Genomic DNA, 21955 nt, shown 5'->3' on the forward strand with positions numbered 1-21955 from the left:
AATTTAATTTTCAGAAAAAATATTAACCATATTGATTTTTTATGTATAATAGGAAATTGGTGGTATCAACATGTTAAGGGGGAATAAACGTGAAAAAAGTACTTATGGCATTTATTATTTGTTTATCGCTGATTCTATCTGTTTTAGCCGCTCCGCCGTCTGGCGCAAAAGCTGAATCAGTACATAATCCTGTCGTTCTTGTTCATGGAATAAGTGGTGCATCATACAACTTTTTCGCTATTAAAAACTACTTAATTTCTCAAGGCTGGCAAAGCAACAAACTGTACGCAATTGATTTTTATGATAAAACAGGAAATAACCTAAATAACGGCCCGCAGCTTGCTTCATATGTTGACCGTGTTTTAAAAGAGACGGGGGCAAAAAAAGTAGATATTGTGGCTCATAGTATGGGAGGCGCCAATACGCTGTACTATATTAAATATTTAGGCGGGGGCAATAAGATTCAAAATGTCGTAACGCTTGGAGGGGCTAATGGTTTAGTGTCATCAACGGCGCTACCGCGCACAGACCCTAATCAAAAGATCCTCTATACATCTATTTACAGTCTCAATGATCAAATTGTTATCAATAGCTTGTCTCGGTTACAAGGAGCGCGAAACATCCAGCTTTATGGCATCGGTCATATTGGCTTGCTTTCTAATAGCCAAGTGAACGGCTATATCAAAGAAGGGCTGAATGGCGGAGGCCTCAATACAAATTAATATCTTCATAAAAAACCTGCAGTCTCCGATACGGCAGGTTTTTTGCATTTTCTAGCAATCTCGTCTGAGAAAGATACACCAAAAAGCCAGAGGGGTTTATGACCTTAGTCTATCATGCATACGTCAATTTATGACATCAGGCACTTTTTCAAATAGAGCGGACATGTTAAGGTACAACCATCGATTTCTATAAATTTGAAATAAAAGGAGCGCTGTTATGCAAATTAAAGAAATTTTTATGATCCGCTGCATTTCGTGCTTAAGTGTCGTCTTGCTCCATATCATTTCAATGGTCCTGATGCTTCAGGCAGAAGCTCTTGCAGATATTTCTCACACTGTTGATTCTTTCCGCACACTCCTGATGTTCAGCACGCCCGCTTTTATTTTCATCTCTGAATTTTTACTGGCCCGTTCTTATCCTGATGGGGTGCCTGACGGTTTTTTAAAGAAGCGGGGAAAAGTGATTTTTGTTCCTTTTCTATTTATCGCGGCCATCGATGCGCTGCTGATGACCAGTGCGATGGGGGGAGAGGTAACCTTTCTCGCGTTTGTGCAAAAATATCTGGAGAACGTATTCTTAGGAAACTTTATCGGATACTTCATTCTCGTCATCTTTCAATTTTACATGCTGCATATGATGTTTCATGAGTATTTGAAAAAAGCATCGCCGAAATGGGTGCTGTCTATCTCATTTGTGGTGACAGCCGCTTATTTAGGCTATTTCTCAGCAGCCAGCCCGGCTCCTGCTTCTGAAGAGGGCGGGGCATTTCCGTTCTTCTGGGTTCCGTTCGCAGGCTGGCTTTTCTACTTTTGTCTAGCCTACTATTGCGGAAAAGAATACAAGCGTTTTTTAGCGCTGCTGAACCAATACCGCTGGGTGGTGTACGGCGCCGCAATTGCTTCTGGGGCGCTGGTTGTCACTGTTTCTTATGTGGGTGAAATCGGCATGATCAGCTCGAAGCGGCCTGATATCATGCTGTATTCAACAAGCATGATTTTTCTGTGTTTTCACTTGTTCTCCAAAATGAAGCATGTGCCGAAAATCATGATGTTTATCAGCAACTATTCGTTTTCGATTTATCTGCTTCATGCCTATTTTATGATTATAGGCTACGTGTTGCTTTTGAATATGCCCGACATTCCTGCCGTACCGGCTGTTCTCCTGCTGTTTGCCGTGTGTACAGCCGGCCCGATTATGACCTCATGGGCGCTGAATAAGTTCAAATATGGGTATTTATTTGTGGGGAAAATTTATCAGCCAAAACAGAAGAAGGTAACAGTCGAAGTGCGTGATCACGCAGGGTGAAAAACAAGCGGCAGGGGGGCTCCTGCCGCGTTTCTTTACTTCTCATCCGCTTGCAGAACTGTTTTTAAATATAGTTTTGCAGACTCAGCAAGTCCAGATACATCAGCCTTTTCTTCATCGAAATACAGGGCGTTTTGAATGATGCCGTCATTCATATTGAGGAAAAACTTGGCGATAGTCGCAAGAGGCTGAAGCGGCTGAAACTCTCCCTGATCGATCCCTTTTTGCAATAGCTTTGAAAATCTTTCCACAAAAAGATCATACCTTTTCTCCAAATACTGCCTACGTTCCTCATTCCGCCAAGCTGTCACTAAATATTCAAATTGCACCGGCGCCAGCGTATCTGCTACATCACGCAGGCCCTCAGTCAGTTCATCCAAATAGATTGAAATGGCGGACCAAACACTTTGGTGTTCAGCTGATTTATCAAGCTTTCGGAGTCCTTCATCCAGCCCTGTTTCAATAATGCGGCGAAACATCTCCTCAGTGCTTGAAAAATAAAGATAGACACCGCCCCGGCTGAAACCTGACTCTTCTACAACGTCCTTCATCGTCGTTAATTCGAATCCTTTACGTTTAAAAACCGTTTTGGCAGCCTCTAAAATCTTTGCCTGTCGTTTATCCTTGTGCTCCTTTGTTACTTTTGGTGACAAGATATCGCCTGCTTTCTGAAACTTTCTTACCTACAAGTGTAATCAACCCAATCAAGATCAGCAAGCAGCCACAGACAAGAAAAGCAAGTGAAACACCGATCCATTCCGCCAGCATGCCTCCGCCCGCCATGCCGAGGATGGAGGCGAGGGTTGTCGCGCTCTGAATGGCGCCAAACACCCTGCCGCTGTAATCAACCGGCACTGTTGTTTGCACGAGAATTTGAAATGGAATATGGACCAGACCAAAAGCCGCTCCCATGATGAAAAAAGCGAAAATAAAAAGAGCAATGCCGGCAATTCCCATTCCGCTCAGAAATGGCACGCCTCCAGTTGCTAGTCCAAGCAGAAAGGTCCCAGCTGAGAAATAAAGAAAATAAGAGGTGATTCGCCGTCTGCCGGCAATTGCCGCCGTAAGGAGCATGCCGGCTCCGCTGACGGCCATGCACCAGCCTGCAAGCTCAGGCGGAGCGCCTGAAAAAGAACGGATAAGAATGATAGCCTGGGAATCACCAATCTGCAAAACAAAGAGAACGACGCAAGCTGTGAGTAAGCCTATTAAAAGAAGCGGCATCCGTTTCAAATACTGAAGGCCTTCTTTAATAGAAGCAAGTGCTGATGTTTTTTCTTGAGGTGTATTGGCTTTTTGTAAAAAAGCATCTTTGGGGAGGAAAAACAAAATGACAGCGGAAAGAAGAAAGGCGCCGGCGTTAATATAGAAAACAGAATGTATAGAGACAGCAGCGATCAGCATGCCGCCAAGGGCAGGGCCGAAGATTTTTGCACTGTTATCAATGATGCTGCTGGCGGAAACAGCCTGCTGAATGTGTGCTTCCGGAGCCAATTCCTTAAGCTTTCCGTTTTTAGCAGGTGAAAAAAGTGAAGAAAAACAGCTCTGAAGGCATAGCAATACGTAAAGCTGCCAAAGCTCACTGACATAAACGCAGCTGATAACGGTGAGGGCACGTCCGATTTCAGACAGAAACATGATCGTTTTTCTGTCAAAACGGTCGGCAAGCAGACCCGATACAGGTCCGAGTACAATGACAGGCAAAGCAAACGACATCATTAAAAGCGACATATCTAATGGAGAAGCATGAAGCTGAAAAGCGGCTAATGTTAGCACGGCCAAAATGTGAAGCCAGTCTCCAAGTGAAGAAATGGTTTGCGAGGCTAACAGTGTCATCAGTCCTTTTTGATTGCGAAACAACGGTTTTTCCATGATTCATCCTCCTGATTATTAAAATGACACTAGTGTCGTTTTTTATTGTATGGGAAAAAGACACAATATACAATCTTTTTCTTGTAAAATAAAAGATAAGAGTGAAAAGAAGGGGGAACATGCATGACAACAGACAACTTAAGCTACCCAATAGGAGAATACAAGCCGAGGGAATCCATATCGAAGGAGCAAAAAGATAAATGGATTCAAGTACTTGAAGAAGTGCCGGCAAAATTGAAGCAAGCTGTAGAGGGCATGACGGACAGCCAGCTTGACACACCATACCGGGACGGTGGATGGACCGTTCGGCAAGTTATTCATCATCTGGCTGACAGTCATATGAACAGCTATATTCGTTTTAAATTGAGCTTGACGGAAGAGACACCGGCTATCCGTCCGTATGATGAAAAAGCATGGTCGGAGCTAAAAGACTCGAAAACGGCAGATCCGAGCGGCTCACTCGCGCTTTTGCAGGAGCTTCACGGAAGATGGACGGCTCTGCTCCGAACCCTGACGGATCAGCAATTTAAGCGCGGATTTTATCACCCTGATACAAAGGAGATCATTACCCTGGAGAACGCGCTCGGCCTGTATGTCTGGCACTCACATCACCATATTGCTCATATTACGGAGCTTTCCAGACGGATGGGGTGGTCTTAACGCTTTTGCCGGCGGAAAGCCGGAATACTGATAGCAGCAATCACTAGAAGTGAGATCACAGCAGCCGCTGCATATAAATGATCATAGCCGCTGGCGACACTCGCATGAATGGCGTCGCTTATCGCGGTTTTGACTTCAGGAACGGGAATGCGTTCGATTTGTTCTTGTAAAGAAGAAACATCAGAACTGTCGATCTCCGGAATCATCTGCATCGCCTTTTCTGAATGTCCGCTGTCCGATAAGCGGCTGTTGATCTCACCACCTATTTGGTCAAACCCGGCTGTGATAAAACCTGCATAAAGAGTAGGCGCCAAGGTCAGTCCAATTTGCCTTACTAATGAAAGCGTGCCAAGAGCTGTACCCTTATTTGTTTTTGCCGCTTCTGATACAAGGACGTTCAGCGGAGCGCCTAACAGAAAACCAAAACCGATCCCAGCTGCCACACTTGCGATCACAAACTCCCATTTTTCCGTCACCCAGAGCGGAAATAAAGCAAACCCCGCACATGAGATGATTCCCGAAAGAATAACGGTTTTTACAGGACCTTTTTTGTCGGTAAGCGCTCCGCCAAGCCAAGCGCCGATTCCGGAAGCCAACGCAAGCGGTGTCATCCAATAGCCTGCTTTTGCGGCAGGGACACCCAAATACTGTTCGACATATGACGGGATAAAAATGACTGCCGCCAAGAGCCCCCCGGATAACAAACCGATGATAAGCGTGCGCTGAAACATATGGTTTCGCAGCAGAGAATACGCCAAAATGGGATCGCCTCCTCGCATTTCAACTCTCTTTTCATACGAGATAAGCGCTGCAAAACAGAGCATGCCAAAAATAATACATCCATAAACCTCCGGATTCCCCAAGCTGTGTAAGAGATTTGCCCCGTCAAGGTTCGTCATGCCGTACATCACGGCTAAAATCGACAGGGACAGAAGGAAGATTCCGGCCGCGTCGAGGCGCTTAGCTTCAGGTGCTTTTGTTTCCGCGATAAAATATGCGCCGAAAACAACCAATAGCACGGCAATCGGCAAATTAATCAAAAATAGCCAATGCCAAGACCCGGTCCAATCAAGCAGAAAGCTTCCGATATTTGGCCCGAGCACAGCGGCCATCCCGTTCATTGCGCCAAGCAGCCCAAGCGCCTTCCCCTGTTTTTCCTTTGGAAGGGTCGCGAGAATGTGAGAGCTGCCGATGATGAAAATCCCGCCGCCTCCAAGCGCCTGAATCAGCCGCGATATCAGAAAGAGCGGGAAGCTTTGGCTCAAAGCAACAAGCAAAGAACCAAGTCCGAACAGGCAAACCTCAATGAGAAAGAGTTTTTTTCTGCCGTAGCGGTCGGAAAGTTTTCCGACGATTGGCACACTGACGCTAAGACCGAGCGTATAAAGGGTAATGCCCCATGATCCCCAGGAAGGGGAAACGGAAAACGACTCGTTTATCGTTGTTAAAGCAGCCGAAATAATTCCGTTATCTAAAGCAGCCATAAACACGCCAATCGTAAACAGGCTGATTGCCCACTTTTGGCTTTTCTGCTCTGTTAATGCTTCAGACATTTTCGTCAACTCCTTTTAGTTCACTTGAAATATATTATTCATTTTAAATGAACTAAATGTCAAATAAAAAAAGCCTGCTCCCGCAGTTTGCGGATGACAGACTTACTGATTTATTCTTTTTTCGCATTCTCTAATGCTCTTGAAAGGATAGATAGCCCTTCGGAAACAGCCTGCTTTTCTTCAGGGGACAGCAGCTCTAATGAACGCTTCAATTTCAGGTGGCCCTTTTCATACAAACCCCGGAAAATCTTTTTCGCATTCTCTGTCAACTGAACAACTACAGAGCGGCGGTCCTCTTCAGAATGTGAGCGTTTGACAAATCCTGATTTTTCAAGCCGGTCAAGCAGCCCAGTTGTATTGGACAGGGAAGCCCCCATTTTTTCAGCAATGTCGCTCACTTTCAATGTTCCATGGTTGTTTAATAGCATCAGCACCTTCATTTGCGGCATGCTCATATCCAGTTTCATCCACTCGGACACATCACCGAGCCCGGCGGACGTTAAGACTTTCATATAGAGCACCCATATTTCCCGTTCCTCCGATGAAAGAATGTTTTCGTTTAATACTGTTGTATCGTGTAAATTATATTCCATTTCATCACTTCCTCATCATTCACTCCTCTTACCATATTACTCGATTTTCACTCCTGAAAGAAAGTGAGCAGAAACCGCATGCGGGACTTTGTCCGAAAAATAACGGTAGTGTATAATGAGTTGGAGATTATTGGGGGAGAGGATCGAACTAGAATATGATTGGAGAGACCATTGCTGATTAAAAAGAATGCTTTATCAATATTAAAAATCGTTTTTCCTATTGCTGTTTTGCTATTTGTTATTTATCAATCGAAAAAAGAACTGACAAATCTGTCATTCAAACGTACGCTCATGGTCATCAACGGACTGGAACGAACGGACTTATTCATGCTTGTGTTGATCGGCTTGCTGGCTGTTGCGGCCATGTCGCTGTATGATTACGTCCTGAAATACTCACTGCGCCTATCGATCACAAACGGAAAAGTATTCAGGGTTTCCTGGATCGCCAATTCATTTAATAATGTGTTGGGATTCGGCGGTTTAGCCGGAGTCGGGTTAAGAATGATGTTCTATAAGGAGCATACGAAAGACCATAAGGCACTCGTGAAAGGAATCGCCTGGCTCACATCATCTATGCTGCTCGGATTATCTGTTTTCAGCATTTTCGTCGCTGCGAGAGTGCTGCCAGTGGATGAAGTGATTCATGAAAAGCCTTGGCTATGGGCGGTCGTTATCGGTTTTGCGCTGATATTGCCGCTGTCTTTGGCGGTGTCCAAAATAAAAGACCGCAAAGCTGGGGACGAAGAGAATGCGGATAAAGTGAAAAATCCGATTTTCGCATATATTGGAGCTTCAGTTGTTGAATGGCTCATGGCCGGGACCGTCATCTATTTTGCTTTGTTCGCTATGGGCATTCATGCAGATATCAGGTATGTGTTCGGGGTGTTCGTCATTGCGGCGATCGGAGGAATGATCAGCCTCGTGCCGGGCGGCTTCGGCTCGTTTGACCTTTTATTTTTGCTGGGGATGGAGCAGCTTGGCTATCATCAAGAGGCCATCGTTACTTCTATTGTGTTGTACAGGCTCGCCTATTCATTTATCCCATTTATCTTGGGACTGTTCTTTGCCGCAGGCGACCTGACGGAAAATACAATGAAGCGGCTCGAAACGAACCCGCGCATCGCACCGGCAATTGAGACGACAAACGTTCTGCTTGTTGTTCAGCGTGCGGTATTAGTGAGAATTTTGCAAGGCTCGCTTTCCCTTATTGTGTTCGTAGCAGGTCTGATTGTCTTGGCCTCAGTTTCCTTGCCGATTGACAGGCTGACGGTTATACCGCACATTCCGCGCCCGGCGCTTTTGCTGTTCAACGGCCTGTCCTTAAGCTCAGCACTCATTCTGCTAATTTTGCCGATCGAGCTTTATAAACGGACAAAACGTTCCTACACGATGGCCATTACAGCGCTTGTCGGCGGCTTTGTGTTCAGCTTTTTAAAAGGGCTTAACATCAGCGCGATATTCGTACTGCCGATGATTATCGTATTGCTTGTGCTATTGAAAAAACAATTTGTCCGCGAACAGGCATCCTATACACTGGGACAATTGATATTCGCTGTGGCGCTGTTTACTGTGGCGCTCTTTAACTACAATCTGATCGCGGGCTTTATTTGGGACCGGATGAAGAAGGTGCTGCGTCACGAATATTTCGTCCACAGCACCTCGCATATTACACATGCAACCATCATGGCGATCATCATTGTGCCGCTGTTCTTCTTGATATTTACAGTGGTCTATCATAAGAGAACGAAACCGATCGGAGAGCAAGCTGACCCTGAGCGTCTTGCTGCGTTTCTTAATGAAAAAGGCGGCAACGCGCTGAGCCATCTCGGTTTTCTTGGAGATAAGCGGTTTTATTTTTCCAGCGATGGGAATGCACTGCTTCTGTTTGGGAAAATCGCCAGAAGGCTGGTCGTGCTCGGCGATCCGTCTGGCCAAAGAGAATCATTCCCGCTCGTGCTGGAAGAATTTCTGAACGAAGCGCATCAGAAGGGATTCAGTGTTTTGTTCTATCAAATTGAACGAGAGGACATGGCGCTGTATCACGATTTTGGCTACAACTTCTTTAAATTGGGCGAGGAAGCATATGTAGATTTAAATACATTTACCTTGACTGGGAAGAAAAAAGCCGGCCTTCGGGCAATCAATAACCGCTTTGAGCGGGAGGAGTATACTTTCCATGTGGATCATCCCCCATTTTCTGATGCGTTTTTGGAGGAGCTGAAGCAAATCTCAGACGAATGGCTCGGCTCGAAAAAAGAGAAGGGATTCTCGCTCGGATTTTTTGATCCTTCCTATTTACAGAAAGCGCCGATCGCCTATATGAAAAATGCAGAAGGAGAGATCGTTGCATTCGCAAATGTCATGCCGATGTACCAGGAAGGAGAGATATCGGTTGATCTGATGCGCTATCGCGGCGACGCTCCAAATGGCATTATGGACGCATTGTTCATCCGCATGTTTTTATGGGCAAAGGAAGAGGGCTGCACGTCTTTTAATATGGGAATGGCACCCTTGGCCAATGTTGGCACTGCCTTTACATCCTTCTGGTCCGAAAGGTTTGCCGCTGTCATTTTTAATAATGTCAGATACATGTACAGCTTCAGCGGCCTAAGAGCCTTTAAAGAAAAATACAAACCGGAGTGGCGAGGGAAATACTTAGCGTATCGGAAAAACAGATCTCTTTCTGTCACCATGTTCCTCGTTACACGTCTGATTGGCAAAAGCAAAAAAGACTCCGTCTAATAAGACGGAGTCTTTTTTTTATTTCGTTTTTAAGAAGTAGGTTTCAATATCATCAAGCAGATAGTTTGCTGCTTTAATTCCGCCTGCGGTTGTCCACACGACGTCATCGACTTCATGTGCATTACCTGACTTCACGGCCTTTAGGTTTTTCCATAGTGAACTGCTTGTCCACTGATTGGCCCATTTTTCATTTTCTTTTGCATTATCGGCTTTATAAGTGAAATAAAACAGCACATCAGCATCCATATCAGGAATAGATTCTTTACTGTCGGTTGAGAACGTAAATTGGTCCTTTTGTTTCTTAAACAGCTCCACTTGTTTTTCAGGGCGGTTGAAGCCAAGCTGGTCTAAAATAATCCCAGAAAATGAATCGGTATAATAGATTCTTGACTCACCGGATAAAAAGCGTACGACAGAAACGGTTTTGTTTGTCTGGTCGCCCAGCTTGTTTTTTAAATCAGAAACACGTTTATCAAAATCGGCAATGACTTCCTTGCCTTTGTCCGCCTTATTCACCGCGTTGGCGTATAGAGTCAGGTTATCCTTCCAGTTCCCGGCCAAAGATTCAGCAAAAACAGTCGGCGCAATCGCATTTAACTGATCATAAATTTTTTCCTGGCGCACTTTGTTTCCAATAATCAAATCAGGCTTTAATTCTGCAATGGCTTCCACATTCGGTTCCGTTTCAAGACCGACGTTTTTAACACCTTTCATGTCATCTTTCAGATAGTCATACCACGGGTCGCCCTTCCATGACTTTACGGCTCCGACCGGCTTAATGCCAAGCGCTAAGAGCGCCTCTGTTCCTTCATTAGTTAAAACAACAATCCGTTTTGGATTGGCGGGGATGTTGTCTGATGTCCCCATTGCATGTTTGACCGTTCTTGTTTTGCTGCTTGACCCCTCGCTGTTGCTTGAACTTTCTGAACTATTACAGGCAGAAAGTACCATAAAGGCCATTAAAAATACGAATAGCATGCTGATATGCTTTTTCATCTTTTTCCTCCCAATATTGAAATTCATTATCATTTAGATCATAATAAGCAGTGTTAAGAGTGTCAATCCCTAATTGAGGATTATTCTCAAAAACAAACATTGCATAGTAAATAACTAGGAGAATTAGATCATGATCTGCAAAAAAGCATCTTCAAAATGGATTGTGTTAGTATGTCTGATTTTCATTTTACTGGCGGCTGTCTGCGCAAGCGTCGTGTATGGCTATACAGGTACGTCATGGAGACAGGTCTATCAGGCGTTTACTTCCTTCAACGGAACAAATGAGCATGTCATCATCAAGGATGTCAGGCTTCCGCGCGCTTTGGTTGCGACAGTCGTCGGCGCCTCGCTTGCAGCCGCGGGCGCTCTCATGCAGGCGCTCACAAAAAATCCGCTTGCGTCACCGGGGATTTTCGGGATTAACGCCGGTGCAGGTTTTTTTATTGTTGCCGGATCGTTTTTTCTGCATATTCAGTCACCTCAGGCGCTAGTATGGAGCTCGTTTCTTGGGGCAGCATTTACCGCTGCGATCGTCTATGCAGCAGGCTCGCTTGGAAGAGAAGGACTGACGCCAATCAAACTGACGCTGGCGGGAGCTGCCATGGCAGCCATGTTTTCTTCTCTGACACAAGGCTTGCTTTCTGTCAACGAACTCGAGCTTGCCCAGGTGCTTTTTTGGCTGACTGGCTCTGTGCAGGGCCGGAGTCTGGATCTGTTGATGACGATGTTTCCATATGCAGCGGCAGCGCTGGTAATCTGCTTCTTTCTCGGCCAAAAAATTAATCTCCTCGTTATGGGAGAAGATGTGGCAAAAGGACTCGGCCAAAAAACGGGCCTGCTGAAATTTGTGATGGCGCTTTGTGTTGTCATGCTTGCAGGGTCCGCTGTCGCCATTGCCGGGCCGATTTCTTTTATCGGCATCATTATTCCGCATTTTGCCCGCTTTGTCGTTGGTAATGATTATCGCTGGGTTCTGCCATTTTCCGCTGTTTTGGGTGCCATTTTGCTTGTTTGCGCGGATATCGGTGCGCGATATATCATTATGCCTCAGGAAGTTCCTGTCGGGGTCATGACCGCCATCATCGGAATGCCTGTGTTTGTGTACATCGCAAGAAGGGGGGCGAAGCTATGAAACTTCGTTTTGGCGTTACTGCGGCTGAAAAGAAAGCATGGATCGTCTTTTTGGTTTTACTGGGGTTAACAGCTGCTGTACTCATCATAAGCGCTGGTCTCGGACAAAGGTTTATTCCTCCCTGGGATGTAGCAAAAACATTCTTTGGTGCAGGTTCCAAGCTGGATGAACTGATGATCATGTCGTTCCGCATGCCAAGAATTTTGACGGCTTTATGCGCCGGTGTCTACTTGGCAGCGGCAGGCGCGATATTGCAGGGGCTCGTCAGAAACCCTCTCGCATCTCCGGATATTATCGGAATAACAGGAGGAGCGGCGGTAGCGGTCGTGCTTTTAATGATGTTCTTCTCAGACCGCAGCAGTTCACTTACGATCAGTCTGTCATGGCTTCCAGCAGCCGCATTTATCGGCGCATCGGCTGTCGGGCTCATCGTCTATTTACTGGCATACAAAAATGGCGCCTCCACATTTCGGCTGGTGCTTATCGGAATCGGATTTTCAATGTCGGCGCAGGCGATGACTACCCTGTTGATGATCAAAGGCCCGATTTACCGAGCATCACAAGCCAATGTGTATATCACTGGGTCAGTTTATGGGTCAAACTGGCAGCATGTAAAAATAGCTATTATCTTATCTGTCATTCTCTTATTCATTTGTTTTGTCGCGCTAAAAAATATGAATATACAGGTGCTGGGTGAAGATATTGCGGCGGGTGCAGGAAGCGCTGTGCAGCGAAATCGTTTTTTCTTGCTCCTTTTGAGTACGGCTCTTACGGGTTGTGCAGTTTCAGTTGCCGGCACAATCGGTTTTGTCGGGCTGATGGCGCCCCATATTGCAAGACGGCTTGTCGGCTCATCTTATGGCGCGCTGCTCCCAACGTCGGCACTTATTGGGGCTCTGCTCGTTTTAACAGCTGATATCGTCGGCAGAACCTTATTTGCTCCGGTGGAAGTGCCGGCCGGCGTCTTTACAGCGGCTATCGGCGCACCTTATTTTATTTATTTGCTCTATAAAACAAGAAATTCTTGATCGTTACACCCATTTTCTTAAAAAAGAAAATGGGTTTTTTTGATAATGACTGAAGATTCGTAATTATTTTTGCTATACTGACAGAGACATTGATAAAGAAAGGGCGGCAGATGAATGAAAGAAGCAGAGGTATTAAAATATGAAGCATTTACAAGCAGTCCCGGCAAAGGAAACCCCGCAGGCGTCGTTTTGCAGGGAGACGATTATACGGAAGACGAGATGCAGATCATAGCTGAACGTGCCGGGTATTCAGAAACCTCCTTTATCCGAAAAAGCGAGTCGGCCGATCTTGAACTCCGTTACTTTACCCCTGGACACGAAATGAATTTGTGCGGTCATGCGACAGTTGCTTCTCTTTACGCATTATGTGAGAAAGGAATGCTGGAGAGCGGTAAAACGTACAGCATCCAAACGAAAGCGGGTATCCTGCCTGTGAAGATTTCTGAAAAAGATGGCCGCATTCATATCACGCTTGAACAGGCCTCTCCGCAATTCAAACCATTTACAGGCGATCGGAAAAAACTTGCGGACGCACTGGGTATCACCGATGAAGATTTTCATGAAGACCTTCCGATTGTGTTTGGCAGCACTGGGATATGGACAGCCATCGTTCCGCTTAAATCATTGGAGGCTTCCAAAAAAATGGTGCCAGATAACAAACAATTTCCGGAAGTGTTAGTTGATCTGCCAAAAGCTTCAGTCCATCCGTTTACCTTTGAAACCGTCCATCCCGACAGCGACCTGCACGGGCGCCACTTTTCATCCCCGTATTCGGGAACGATTGAAGACCCCGTGACCGGCACAGCATCCGGCGTGATGGGGGCTTATATGAAACATTATGGCAATGCCGAGCAGCATAAATTTATCATTGAACAAGGGCAGGAAATTGGAAAAGACGGAAAAGTGGAGATCGAAATGAACGAAGCCGGCGGCCATGTGAAAGTGAACATGACAGGAACAGCCGTTTACTCAGAAACCCGTATTCTTAAAATCTAATACGGATGATGGTTTACAAAAAGATGCACTTTCCGTTATCATTATGAAATGATAATCATTTTCAATTGCATAGGAAGGTGAGACGGTATGCCTCAAACCGAACAAATACATCAGCATTCAGTACTGCGGGACATCATACGCAGCAGAAGATCGATTCGAAAGTTTAAACAAGAGCCAGTACCTTCAGCAGTCATTCTTGACATGCTTGAAACGGCAAAATATGCGCCAAATCACAGAGTGACAGAGCCATGGAGATTTATTTACGTTTCCAGTGAGACAGGTAAAGCGAACCTCATTAATACATTTGCAGCGTTCTCTAAGAAATCCAAGCCGGATATGACAGAGGAAAAGCTTCAAAATTTCAAAAACACACTTGGGCGCGTTCCGGGATTTCTCCTCGTCGTGTTTCAGGAAGATGAAAACGAAAGAGCGCGGGACGACGATTTTGCGGCAACAAGCTCGTTGATTCAAAATCTTCAGCTTCTCGCTTGGGAAAAAGGAATCGGCATGGTTTGGAAAAGCGGAAAAATCCTTTATGACAAAGAAGTCCATCAGGCCTTTGGTTTACAGGATAATGAGCGTTTCGCCGCCATCATACAAACAGGTTATCCTGACGAGGCGCCGGAAGTGAAAAAACGCACACCGATCCGCGAACGGTTTACTGAAATGTAAAAAGCCCCTTGTCTCAAACGGAGACAAGGGGTTTTTCATTAACGAGATTTCTTTTTCGCTCTGTTGTCGGCTGCTTTCGCACGCTCTTGCGCTTCGCGGTCATCTGCATCAGCAAGCTCGGTTGAATATTCTTCGTAAACGCCGTCAGTTTCCCTTTTTAATGCATCGGGAACTTGTGGAAGCTTTTGTTTGTTTTTATCACGGTTTTTGTGGATATGATTTCTGCCCATATCAAATTCCCCCTAAAAAGTGATATCAAACAAATATAGTATTTGGTTTTAAGGGGCTATGTATTCCTACTTCCGCTTAGCAGCTTTTTCCGCTTTTTTAAATTCGCCTGAATAAAGAACTTCCTGCATTTTTTTCAGGTTGGCGCCTTGCTGGTGCTTCTCCCTCTTTTTTTCCATAAAAAGGACCTCCTTCAACCATGTTATTCTTAAGGTTGACGCTTCCTGCTGTTTTTATACAGTCTTTCGGTCCGCTATCAGCTGTGAGAGTGCAAATTCAAGATCCGAATATGTAAAACGAAATCCAGAGGTTATCGCTTTTTTCGGAAGAGCGCGCTGTCCTTTCACAATCAAAAGACTCATTTCACCCAATGCTTTTGATAAAAAGAATTCCGGGACGGGGAGCCAGTGCGGGCGGTGCTTCACCCGTGCAATCGTTTTTCCGAATTGCTTCATGTCCACAGGATTGGGCGCGGTGACATTCATTGGGCCTGAGATGCCGGCGTTTTCCACCGCATATCGGATCATCTGGGCCGCATCCTCGACATGAATCCATGACAGCCACTGCCTTCCCGTTCCGATCGTTCCGCCGGCCAGAAACTTATAGGGGAGAATCATGAGCGGGAGAGCGCCTTTTTCTCCAAGCATCACGCCAAATCTCGCATAAACCGTCCTGATGCCCATCGCCTCAATATGCTGTCCTTCCTTTTCCCACAGGTGTGCAGTATGGCTGAGAAAATCCTCATCTGACGTTGCAGAATCCTCTGTGAAGGTTTTCTCAAGACTAGTGCCGTAAATACCCACGGCACTGGCTTGGATCAATGTGTTCGGCTTCTCCTTCTGTTTCTGAATAAGCCGCTGCACTTCACGCGTCGCATTGATACGGCTGGAGAGAATGTGCTGCTTTGTTTTATTTGTCCAGCGGCCAAAAATCGATTTTCCCGCAAGGTTTATCCAGACATCAATATGAGGAAGTTCCTGCTCCGGGGCGGCTCCTTCCGTCAGCCATTGGACATATGTCATATTTTTTTGTTCAGTTTCCCGTGCGTTTCTTGATAAAATATAAACATGGTGTCCCTGGCGGGTAAGAACGCCTGTCAGATGCTGGCCGAGAAAACCGGTTCCGCCCGTCATTGCGATATTCATGAACATCTCTCCTCATCGTTCTAATAAATATACTTTACCTCATTTTAATAAAAGAAAACGCGTTTCAGGCCTGAGAAGGGAGATTAAGATGCCGTTTATTACAAAAATATCAACGCAAAAAAAGAATACGGAACGCTTCAATATTTTTCTGGATGATAAATACGCCTTCAGCGTGGACGCGGATGTGCTCGTGAAATTTGAGCTCAAGAAGGGAAAAGAACTCGATGATCTTGACATCATTGAGATTCAATACGGCGATGAAGTGAAGAAAGGCTTCAACCGTGCGCTTGACTTTTTATCCTATCGAATGCGGTCGACGAAAGAGGTCGAGGACCACTTAAAGAAAAAAGAAACCTCGCCCCCCGTCATTGCGGAAGTCATCCATAGGCTTAACGATTACAAGTACTTAAACGACCAGGAATTTGCCGCAGCCTATGTCAGCACTCACAAAAAAACAAACGGAAAAGGCCCTGATGTTTTGTTCAGAGAGCTAAGAGCGAAGGGAATTGATGACGATACAATTAAGGAGGCGCTAAGTTCCTTTTCCTTTGAAGATCAGACAAGAGAAGCGGTCAAGCATGTTGAAAAGCTTCTCAAAAAAGATAAAAAGCTTTCGACGAAAGAACTCAAACAGCGCGCCCAGCTGCAGCTTCAGCGCAAGGGCTTCTCATTTGATGTTATCAGCGCGGCGATGGATCAGATTGAATATGAAAATGATGAAGACACAGAGAAAGAAGCGCTGCGCCTTCACGCGGAAAAAGCGTTTAGAAAATACCGCTATGACGGCTCATATGAAAGCGCCATGAAGGTCAAACAATTTTTATTCCGCAAAGGATTCTCACTCGATTTAATCGAGCAATTACTGCAGGAAGAGGAGTACTGAAATGGAGAAACGATACAGTCAAATGACACCGCATGAACTCAATACCGAAATCGCATTACTTTCTGAAAAAGCAAGAAAAGCCGAACAGCATGGAATCATAAACGAACTGGCAGTGCTCGAACGGAAAATTACGATGGCAAAAGCATATTTGCTGAACCCGGAAGATTACTCACCGGGAGAAACATATCGTGTGGAAAACACTGAGGACGAGTTTACCATCAGTTATTTAAATGGCGTTTTCGCATGGGGATACAGGACCTCTTCCCCTCAGCAAGAGGAAGCGCTGCCAATCTCAGTATTGCAAGAAAAAGAATAAAGCGTAACAGGAGGCTGATGATCAGCCTCTTTTTGTTTGCAGCACATTTACACGAATTCTTAAAGAAAAAATCATTGAATTCACTTGAAAAATCTTTTAAGATGAAACTCGTTGTTTTTTAAAATCAAAGGAGGCGATGACGTTGAGTATCAAAAACCCATCTGTAAAATTTATTATATTTGTTCTTATGATTTGTACATTTTCAATCGGCTATACAGAATACGCGGTGATGGGTATTTTGACGTCGATTGCCAATGACTTTCATATACAGGTTTCATCCGCAGGGCTTCTTGTCACGGCTTATGCGGCAAGCGTTTGTTTGACAGGGCCGCTCGTCACCATCATTTCCGTCAAGCTTCCGAGAAAGCCTGTGCTTCTTGGGCTGATGGCGATATTTATCCTTTCCAACCTGATGAGCGCACTGGCGCCGAATTTTGCGGTATTGGCCATTTCAAGAATTTTATCTGCGTCCATTCACGGCGCTTTCTTCGCGATTGCCATGGTATTCGCAAGTGAAATGGTTCCGCCGGAAAAGCGTGCTGCAGCTGCTGCTTCAATGAACGGCGGACTGACAGTGGCTCTAATGCTTGGTGTTCCATTCGGCTCTTATCTCGGAGATGTCCTGAATTGGAGAGCGGTGTTTTCCATCATTACGGCACTTGGTGTCATCGGATTTTTAGGCCTTATGGCTGCCGTGCCGAACAGAAAACCAAAAGTGATCCCAATGCTTATGAATGAGTGGGGTGTTTTTAAACACAAACAAGTGCTGTTTTCCTTCGCGATTACCATTTTAGGCTATTCCGGTGTCTTTATCGCCTACACCTTTATCGAACCCATTTTGAGGCATTCAGCCGGATTCAGCACGGTTGGCATTACAGGTGCTCTCTTTGCGTATGGATTGGGAGGCGTTGCCGGGAATTTCTTTGCTGGAAAAGTACCGCTACCTTTGCTGACTCGGACGATGATCGGCGTAATGATCGGTTTAATCGGTGTTCTGGCTGTATTTCCTTACATCGCCATTTACCCGGCTGCAGCCATTGTGGCAACGTTCCTATTCGGGGCATGCGCATTCGGCACGCCGCCTCTTTTGCAAACAAAGGTCATTTCATCATCTGAGGGCGGCACGACCATTGCCGCAGCTGTCAGCGTATCAGCATTTAACCTTGCCAATGCCCTTGGTGCATGGATCGGCGGAATGATTTTAAACGGAACAGGCTCTTATTCCTGGCTGTTTGCAGGAGGTGCGCTTATGACTGCATGCGGACTTGTGCTTTCTACCTTCGCACACTTATCAGAAAAGAAGAGCGTCTACGAATATCAAGTCAATAAAGGGTAAAAACAGCTGCAGTGTATGCAGCTGTTCTTCTTTACCGTTTGCCTGAGGCTCTCATTCTTTCTTGAGGATGCTGATTGATTGATCCGTCAGCACGCTTTGAAGCATAGTCGTCCTTTGCTCTCGGTTCACCCTGAAATTTGTTTTCGTTTTCGTAAGGAAATCCTTTTTCTTTATTTCGGACCATGTCATATCCCCCTAGGTTCGAGATCAAAAAGTTGCGTCTTTCCAGATGAAGACGTAAGGTTAGTATATGGAGAACACCACGTAATAAAGCGTTATTTTTTTCCTGAAGAAAGGAGACTGCACACATGAATATGTACATTGAGAAACTGACTAATCTGCTTCTGGAAAAGAACGAGATGATCAGCTATATACAGGCAAAAACGTGGGTGGAATTGTTATGGAGCGATTTCGAAGCAACCTATGCAAAAGCCGGACACGCCTATCAAGGTGAAAAAATGACTGAAAAAATCGTCACACAATGGATTGAAAACTATGGTGGCCAGCTCCACCTTTTTCAAAGCTCCCGTAACGACGTGAATGATTACTTAAATCAAAGCAAAGGCCTTTTGCACTAAAAACCTGCCGTTAACGACCGGCAGGTTTTTTCATTTTCTTAAAATTACCTTAACAGGAAGAAATCATAAACAAAACATGTTTCACCAGCCTGTCAATCAGGGAATACCACTTATATCTTGTCAAAATGCGAGGAGGAGCTTTATATGAAAAAGAAACAAGTAATGCTCGCTTTAACAGCTGCCGCAGGACTGGGTTTGACAGCACTTCATTCCGCTCCCGCAGCAAAAGCTGCGCCCCTTCACGACATATCTGTCAGCATGCCATCATCCGATTCTTACATCATAAAAACAGGAAAGCTGAATGTCCGGACTGAGCCAAATCATAAAGGTGACATTCTCGGCACTGTATCATCAGAACAAAAAGTAAAAGTCTATGGATTTGTAAATGCCGATTGGGCTCAAATTCATTTCAAAGGAAAAAAAGCGTATATTTCAACCCACTTTTTAATGAAAACCGCAAGCCAAGCGAAAACAATGAAACAGACAGCCTTCTATGCACCGACGCCCGAAAATGGAAAAGCTAAACAGCTCTCATCTGGAACAGAGGTGACAATACTTGGGTGGGGATTCAGTGAAAACGGCGGATTTGACTTCACTTGGGCGTTCGTGGATTATGGCGGAGTTAAAGGCTATATTCACACAAAGGATTTACAAATGCGATAAAAAGGCAGGCCGAGGCTTGTCTTTTTGCCTATGCATGAAACATTTCTCCTTTCTGCACGTAACAATGAGAAAGGAGATGATGATATGACGGGTTTAGTCGGCGGAGGGCTTATGATCATTGCGGGCATACTGATCAAACTGTTTCCTCCCAAATCGATCAACAGTGTGTACGGATACAGAACGAGACGCTCAATGTCAGATCAAAGATTATGGAATGAAGCGAACCGTTACAGTGCATCATTAATGATCCTGTCAGGCTTGGTGATTGCGGGAATGGGTTTGCTGCTGGGATCAAACTTGTTTATTCTTCAGCTTATCCTGCTGATTGCCGCCTGTGTCATAACATTTATGCTAACGGAGAAAAGGCTGAAAATCATGACGCACAGTCAAGGAGGAGATAGAAGTGGACGGAGTTAAATGCCAGTTTGTCAATACGAACGGAATCACGCTCCACGTTGCAGCCGCAGGACCGGAAGACGGCCCGTTAATTGTCCTGCTCCATGGATTTCCTGAGTTTTGGTACGGCTGGAAAAATCAAATCAAACCGCTTGTTGATGCGGGTTACCGGGTCATTGCTCCTGATCAGCGGGGCTACAATCTCAGTGACAAACCGGAAGGAATTGATTCGTATCGGATTGATACATTAAGAGATGATATCATCGGGCTTATTACGCAATTCACTGATGAAAAAGCAATTGTCATCGGTCATGACTGGGGAGGGGCTGTCGCATGGCATTTGGCTTCCACACGCCCGGAATATCTTGAAAAACTGATCGCGATCAATATCCCGCACCCGCACGTCATGAAAACCGTAACGCCGCTTTATCCGCCGCAATGGCTGAAAAGCTCGTATATCGCATACTTCCAGCTCCCCGATATACCGGAGGCATCACTAAGGGAAAATGATTATGAAACATTAGACAAAGCGATTGGATTATCCGACCGTCCCGCGCTTTTTACATCCGAGGATGTCAGCAGGTACAAAGAAGCGTGGAAACAGCCGGGCGCGCTGACAGCTATGCTGAACTGGTACAGAGCCCTCAGAAAAGGAAGCTTGGCAGAGAAACCCTCTTACGAAACAGTACCTTACCGAATGATCTGGGGAATGGAAGACCGCTTTTTGAGCAGAAAGCTTGCTAAAGAGACGGAAAGGCATTGCCCGAATGGACATCTCATCTTTGTTGATGAAGCTTCCCATTGGATTAACCACGAGAAGCCAGCCATCGTCAATCAGCTGATTTTGGAATATCTTAAGAACCAATAAGCTAAAATTTCTCTCCATCCGTCTGTCATAATGGCAGACTTTTTCTGTGCGTTTTTTTCATAGTCTGTTTTAAACATGACAAAATAAAATTAAAAATCATGAATGTCACCATAAAATTGTAACAAAAAACAGGTTTAAACGACTTTAAAAAAAGGAATAGCCTTACTGAAGATTTGTGTAAAACTCCCCTAAGGCAATACTTAAAAAGAATAATAAAAAGAAGGTGCCTTAATGAAGCAAGGATTAATCTCGATTATTATCCCGTCTTACAATGAAGGGTATAATGTCAAACTCATTCATGAATCTTTAAAAAAGGAATTTAAAAACATTCATTATGACTATGAAATATTCTTCATAAACGACGGAAGTGTTGATGACACGCTTCAGCAGATCAAAGACTTGGCAGCGACGTGCAGCCGGGTAAAATATATATCTTTTTCTCGAAACTTTGGAAAAGAAGCCGCAATTTTGGCGGGCTTTGAACATGTTCAGGGCGAGGCGGTTATTGTCATGGATGCCGATCTGCAGCATCCGACATATTTGCTGAAGGAATTTATCAAAGGCTACGAAGAAGGGTATGACCAAGTCATTGCCCAAAGGAACAGAAAAGGGGACAGCTTTGTCCGCTCACTCTTATCATCTATGTATTACAAGTTCATTAATAAAGCGGTGGAAGTCGATTTGCGTGACGGTGTCGGTGACTTCAGATTGTTAAGCCGCCAAGCTGTGAATGCACTTTTGAAGCTGAGCGAAGGAAACCGCTTCTCAAAAGGCCTTTTTTGCTGGATTGGCTTTGATCAGAAAATTGTATTTTATGAAAATGTCGAACGAAAAAACGGCACCTCCAAATGGTCGTTCAGCAGTCTGTTTAACTACGGAATGGACGGCGTCGTTTCATTTAATCATAAGCCGCTGAGATTATGTTTTTATACAGGCATTTTCATCCTGCTGCTTTCCATCATTTATATCATTGCCACATTCGTTAAAATTCTGACTAACGGTATTTCTGTGCCTGGGTATTTCACCATTATCTCAGCAGTGTTATTTCTCGGCGGAGTACAGCTGTTAAGCCTCGGAATTATAGGCGAATATATCGGCCGAATCTATTATGAAACAAAAAAACGCCCGCATTATTTGATCAAAGAAGCGAATATCCCGAACAAAGACCTGCCTGAAACGAACGAATTAAAAAGCATGCGGCGTCTGACAAAAATGCACTGAAAATACCAAGCGCCATTGGCAGTGCTTTTTTTGCGTGTCTATTATCTTA

Annotated in this window: 25 protein-coding genes; 16 read left to right on the plus strand and 9 right to left on the minus strand. The window is 45.0% G+C overall.

What is annotated here, in order from left to right; all coding sequences use genetic code 11:
* Nucleotides 1-89 precede the first annotated feature (89 nt).
* Both estB and MKY10_RS04445 read left to right on the plus strand, forming a co-directional pair.
* Nucleotides 90-722 (plus strand): esterase EstB, encoded by a 633-nt coding sequence (gene estB, locus MKY10_RS04440; RefSeq protein ID WP_015252526.1) that lies wholly within the window; start codon nt 90-92, stop codon nt 720-722.
* A 217-nt stretch (nt 723-939) separates the two neighbouring features.
* The gene (locus tag MKY10_RS04445) at nt 940-2028 is read left to right on the plus strand and encodes an acyltransferase family protein (RefSeq protein WP_015252525.1); all 1089 of its coding nucleotides are present in this window, start codon (nt 940-942) and stop codon (nt 2026-2028) included.
* Between the two features lie 35 nt (nt 2029-2063).
* On the opposite strand, the gene MKY10_RS04450 is transcribed toward MKY10_RS04445, so the two are convergent.
* Both MKY10_RS04450 and MKY10_RS04455 read right to left on the minus strand, forming a co-directional pair.
* On the minus strand, nt 2064-2681 hold the full coding sequence (locus MKY10_RS04450; RefSeq protein WP_042978133.1) for a TetR/AcrR family transcriptional regulator: 618 nt from the start codon (nt 2679-2681) through the stop codon (nt 2064-2066).
* Nucleotides 2647-3900 carry an MFS transporter gene (locus tag MKY10_RS04455; protein ID WP_014479207.1) on the minus strand — a complete coding sequence of 418 codons (1254 nt, stop codon included), beginning with the start codon at nt 3898-3900 and terminating at the stop codon, nt 2647-2649. The genes MKY10_RS04450 and MKY10_RS04455 overlap by 35 nt, the downstream gene beginning before the upstream one ends.
* A 123-nt stretch (nt 3901-4023) precedes the next feature.
* Here MKY10_RS04455 and bstA point away from each other — a divergent pair, with 123 nt between their 5' ends.
* Nucleotides 4024-4560, plus strand: a complete 537-nt coding sequence (bstA, locus tag MKY10_RS04460) for a bacillithiol transferase BstA (RefSeq protein ID WP_021481174.1) — start codon at nt 4024-4026, stop codon at nt 4558-4560.
* Here the strand turns inward: bstA and MKY10_RS04465 are convergent.
* Both MKY10_RS04465 and MKY10_RS04470 read right to left on the minus strand, forming a co-directional pair.
* Entirely contained in the window at nt 4557-6113 is a 1557-nt protein-coding gene (locus MKY10_RS04465; RefSeq protein WP_069703956.1) for an MFS transporter, read from the minus strand. The genes bstA and MKY10_RS04465 overlap by 4 nt on opposite strands.
* Nucleotides 6114-6223: 110 nt before the next feature.
* A complete protein-coding gene (locus tag MKY10_RS04470) occupies nt 6224-6706 on the minus strand; it encodes a MarR family transcriptional regulator (RefSeq protein ID WP_015252522.1) in 483 nt (160 codons plus the stop codon).
* Between the two features lie 171 nt (nt 6707-6877).
* Here MKY10_RS04470 and mprF point away from each other — a divergent pair, with 171 nt between their 5' ends.
* Complete coding sequence (mprF, locus tag MKY10_RS04475) at nt 6878-9448, plus strand: bifunctional lysylphosphatidylglycerol flippase/synthetase MprF (RefSeq protein WP_003233575.1); 2571 nt, start codon at nt 6878-6880, stop codon at nt 9446-9448.
* A gap of 18 nt (nt 9449-9466) precedes the next feature.
* Here the strand turns inward: mprF and MKY10_RS04480 are convergent, their stop codons facing one another.
* A complete protein-coding gene (locus tag MKY10_RS04480; protein ID WP_339226225.1) occupies nt 9467-10444 on the minus strand; it encodes an iron-siderophore ABC transporter substrate-binding protein in 978 nt (325 codons plus the stop codon).
* A gap of 130 nt (nt 10445-10574) precedes the next feature.
* Between MKY10_RS04480 and MKY10_RS04485 the strand changes: the two genes are divergently transcribed.
* The 4 genes from MKY10_RS04485 to MKY10_RS04500 all read left to right on the plus strand — a co-directional run bounded on the left by MKY10_RS04485 (nt 10575) and on the right by MKY10_RS04500 (nt 14272).
* Complete coding sequence (locus MKY10_RS04485) at nt 10575-11576, plus strand: iron ABC transporter permease (protein WP_003233570.1); 1002 nt, start codon at nt 10575-10577, stop codon at nt 11574-11576.
* Nucleotides 11573-12604 carry an iron ABC transporter permease gene (locus MKY10_RS04490; RefSeq protein WP_339226227.1) on the plus strand — a complete coding sequence of 344 codons (1032 nt, stop codon included), beginning with the start codon at nt 11573-11575 and terminating at the stop codon, nt 12602-12604. The genes MKY10_RS04485 and MKY10_RS04490 overlap by 4 nt, the downstream gene beginning before the upstream one ends.
* 114 nt (nt 12605-12718) lie before the next feature.
* The gene (locus MKY10_RS04495) at nt 12719-13600 is read left to right on the plus strand and encodes a PhzF family phenazine biosynthesis protein (RefSeq protein ID WP_003242763.1); all 882 of its coding nucleotides are present in this window, start codon (nt 12719-12721) and stop codon (nt 13598-13600) included.
* Between the two features lie 87 nt (nt 13601-13687).
* Nucleotides 13688-14272 carry a nitroreductase gene (locus MKY10_RS04500; RefSeq protein ID WP_046160214.1) on the plus strand — a complete coding sequence of 195 codons (585 nt, stop codon included), beginning with the start codon at nt 13688-13690 and terminating at the stop codon, nt 14270-14272.
* A 38-nt stretch (nt 14273-14310) separates the two neighbouring features.
* Here the strand turns inward: MKY10_RS04500 and MKY10_RS04505 are convergent, their stop codons facing one another.
* The 3 genes from MKY10_RS04505 to MKY10_RS04515 form a co-directional block, all read right to left on the minus strand.
* Complete coding sequence (locus MKY10_RS04505) at nt 14311-14502, minus strand: YfhD family protein (RefSeq protein WP_003233561.1); 192 nt, start codon at nt 14500-14502, stop codon at nt 14311-14313.
* A gap of 66 nt (nt 14503-14568) precedes the next feature.
* The gene (locus MKY10_RS04510; protein ID WP_003223230.1) at nt 14569-14679 is read right to left on the minus strand and encodes a YfhE family protein; all 111 of its coding nucleotides are present in this window, start codon (nt 14677-14679) and stop codon (nt 14569-14571) included.
* A 54-nt stretch (nt 14680-14733) separates the two neighbouring features.
* A complete protein-coding gene (locus tag MKY10_RS04515) occupies nt 14734-15645 on the minus strand; it encodes a TIGR01777 family oxidoreductase (RefSeq protein ID WP_044052591.1) in 912 nt (303 codons plus the stop codon).
* Nucleotides 15646-15733: 88 nt separating this feature from the next.
* Between MKY10_RS04515 and recX the strand changes: the two genes are divergently transcribed.
* The 3 genes from recX (at nt 15734) to MKY10_RS04530 (ending at nt 18180) form a co-directional block, all read left to right on the plus strand.
* On the plus strand, nt 15734-16528 hold the full coding sequence (recX, locus tag MKY10_RS04520; protein ID WP_003243354.1) for a recombination regulator RecX: 795 nt from the start codon (nt 15734-15736) through the stop codon (nt 16526-16528).
* Nucleotide 16529: 1 nt separating this feature from the next.
* The gene (locus tag MKY10_RS04525; protein ID WP_003244592.1) at nt 16530-16844 is read left to right on the plus strand and encodes a YfhH family protein; all 315 of its coding nucleotides are present in this window, start codon (nt 16530-16532) and stop codon (nt 16842-16844) included.
* A 142-nt stretch (nt 16845-16986) separates the two neighbouring features.
* Entirely contained in the window at nt 16987-18180 is a 1194-nt protein-coding gene (locus tag MKY10_RS04530) for an MFS transporter (RefSeq protein WP_003243500.1), read from the plus strand.
* A 31-nt stretch (nt 18181-18211) separates the two neighbouring features.
* On the opposite strand, the gene MKY10_RS04535 is transcribed toward MKY10_RS04530, so the two are convergent.
* A complete protein-coding gene (locus MKY10_RS04535) occupies nt 18212-18364 on the minus strand; it encodes a small, acid-soluble spore protein K (protein WP_003223241.1) in 153 nt (50 codons plus the stop codon).
* Between the two features lie 124 nt (nt 18365-18488).
* Here MKY10_RS04535 and MKY10_RS04540 point away from each other — a divergent pair, with 124 nt between their 5' ends.
* The 5 genes from MKY10_RS04540 (at nt 18489) to MKY10_RS04560 (ending at nt 21906) form a co-directional block, all read left to right on the plus strand.
* Nucleotides 18489-18758, plus strand: coding sequence for a YfhJ family protein (locus MKY10_RS04540; RefSeq protein ID WP_015252516.1), 270 nt, complete (start codon nt 18489-18491; stop codon nt 18756-18758).
* 144 nt (nt 18759-18902) lie between these two features.
* Nucleotides 18903-19421 (plus strand): SH3 domain-containing protein, encoded by a 519-nt coding sequence (locus tag MKY10_RS04545; protein ID WP_015252515.1) that lies wholly within the window; start codon nt 18903-18905, stop codon nt 19419-19421.
* Between the two features lie 84 nt (nt 19422-19505).
* A complete protein-coding gene (gene spdL / locus MKY10_RS04550; protein ID WP_003242803.1) occupies nt 19506-19838 on the plus strand; it encodes an SdpC immunity protein SpdL in 333 nt (110 codons plus the stop codon).
* A complete protein-coding gene (gene ephM, locus MKY10_RS04555) occupies nt 19825-20685 on the plus strand; it encodes an epoxide hydrolase EphM (RefSeq protein WP_014479220.1) in 861 nt (286 codons plus the stop codon). The genes spdL and ephM overlap by 14 nt, the downstream gene beginning before the upstream one ends.
* Nucleotides 20686-20916: 231 nt before the next feature.
* Complete coding sequence (locus MKY10_RS04560) at nt 20917-21906, plus strand: glycosyltransferase family 2 protein (protein WP_003244113.1); 990 nt, start codon at nt 20917-20919, stop codon at nt 21904-21906.
* The last annotated feature ends 49 nt before the right edge of the window (nt 21907-21955 follow it).

Origin of the sequence: Bacillus sp. FSL P4-0290 (genome assembly GCF_037975435.1) — a bacterium.
Lineage (GTDB): Bacteria > Bacillota > Bacilli > Bacillales > Bacillaceae > Bacillus > Bacillus subtilis.

Excerpts from the sequence above, each read along its gene's own strand:
- MKY10_RS04545 (WP_015252515.1), top strand. The coding sequence starts at position 18,903 with ATGAAAAAGAAACAAGTAATGCTCGCTTTAACAGCTGCCGCAGGACTG.
- MKY10_RS04540 (WP_015252516.1), top strand. The coding sequence starts at position 18,489 with ATGAATATGTACATTGAGAAACTGACTAATCTGCTTCTGGAAAAGAAC.
- MKY10_RS04510 (WP_003223230.1), bottom strand. The coding sequence starts at position 14,679 with ATGGAAAAAAAGAGGGAGAAGCACCAGCAAGGCGCCAACCTGAAAAAA.
- MKY10_RS04500 (WP_046160214.1), top strand. The coding sequence starts at position 13,688 with ATGCCTCAAACCGAACAAATACATCAGCATTCAGTACTGCGGGACATC.
- MKY10_RS04490 (WP_339226227.1), top strand. The coding sequence starts at position 11,573 with ATGAAACTTCGTTTTGGCGTTACTGCGGCTGAAAAGAAAGCATGGATC.
- spdL (WP_003242803.1), top strand. The coding sequence starts at position 19,506 with ATGACGGGTTTAGTCGGCGGAGGGCTTATGATCATTGCGGGCATACTG.
- MKY10_RS04505 (WP_003233561.1), bottom strand. The coding sequence starts at position 14,502 with ATGGGCAGAAATCATATCCACAAAAACCGTGATAAAAACAAACAAAAG.
- recX (WP_003243354.1), top strand. The coding sequence starts at position 15,734 with ATGCCGTTTATTACAAAAATATCAACGCAAAAAAAGAATACGGAACGC.
- MKY10_RS04495 (WP_003242763.1), top strand. The coding sequence starts at position 12,719 with ATGAAAGAAGCAGAGGTATTAAAATATGAAGCATTTACAAGCAGTCCC.
- MKY10_RS04470 (WP_015252522.1), bottom strand. The coding sequence starts at position 6,706 with ATGGAATATAATTTACACGATACAACAGTATTAAACGAAAACATTCTT.
- bstA (WP_021481174.1), top strand. The coding sequence starts at position 4,024 with ATGACAACAGACAACTTAAGCTACCCAATAGGAGAATACAAGCCGAGG.
- MKY10_RS04535 (WP_003223241.1), bottom strand. The coding sequence starts at position 18,364 with ATGGTCCGAAATAAAGAAAAAGGATTTCCTTACGAAAACGAAAACAAA.
- MKY10_RS04480 (WP_339226225.1), bottom strand. The coding sequence starts at position 10,444 with ATGAAAAAGCATATCAGCATGCTATTCGTATTTTTAATGGCCTTTATG.
- MKY10_RS04560 (WP_003244113.1), top strand. The coding sequence starts at position 20,917 with ATGAAGCAAGGATTAATCTCGATTATTATCCCGTCTTACAATGAAGGG.
- MKY10_RS04525 (WP_003244592.1), top strand. The coding sequence starts at position 16,530 with ATGGAGAAACGATACAGTCAAATGACACCGCATGAACTCAATACCGAA.
- MKY10_RS04455 (WP_014479207.1), bottom strand. The coding sequence starts at position 3,900 with ATGGAAAAACCGTTGTTTCGCAATCAAAAAGGACTGATGACACTGTTA.
- MKY10_RS04515 (WP_044052591.1), bottom strand. The coding sequence starts at position 15,645 with ATGAATATCGCAATGACGGGCGGAACCGGTTTTCTCGGCCAGCATCTG.
- MKY10_RS04465 (WP_069703956.1), bottom strand. The coding sequence starts at position 6,113 with ATGTCTGAAGCATTAACAGAGCAGAAAAGCCAAAAGTGGGCAATCAGC.
- MKY10_RS04485 (WP_003233570.1), top strand. The coding sequence starts at position 10,575 with ATGATCTGCAAAAAAGCATCTTCAAAATGGATTGTGTTAGTATGTCTG.
- MKY10_RS04445 (WP_015252525.1), top strand. The coding sequence starts at position 940 with ATGCAAATTAAAGAAATTTTTATGATCCGCTGCATTTCGTGCTTAAGT.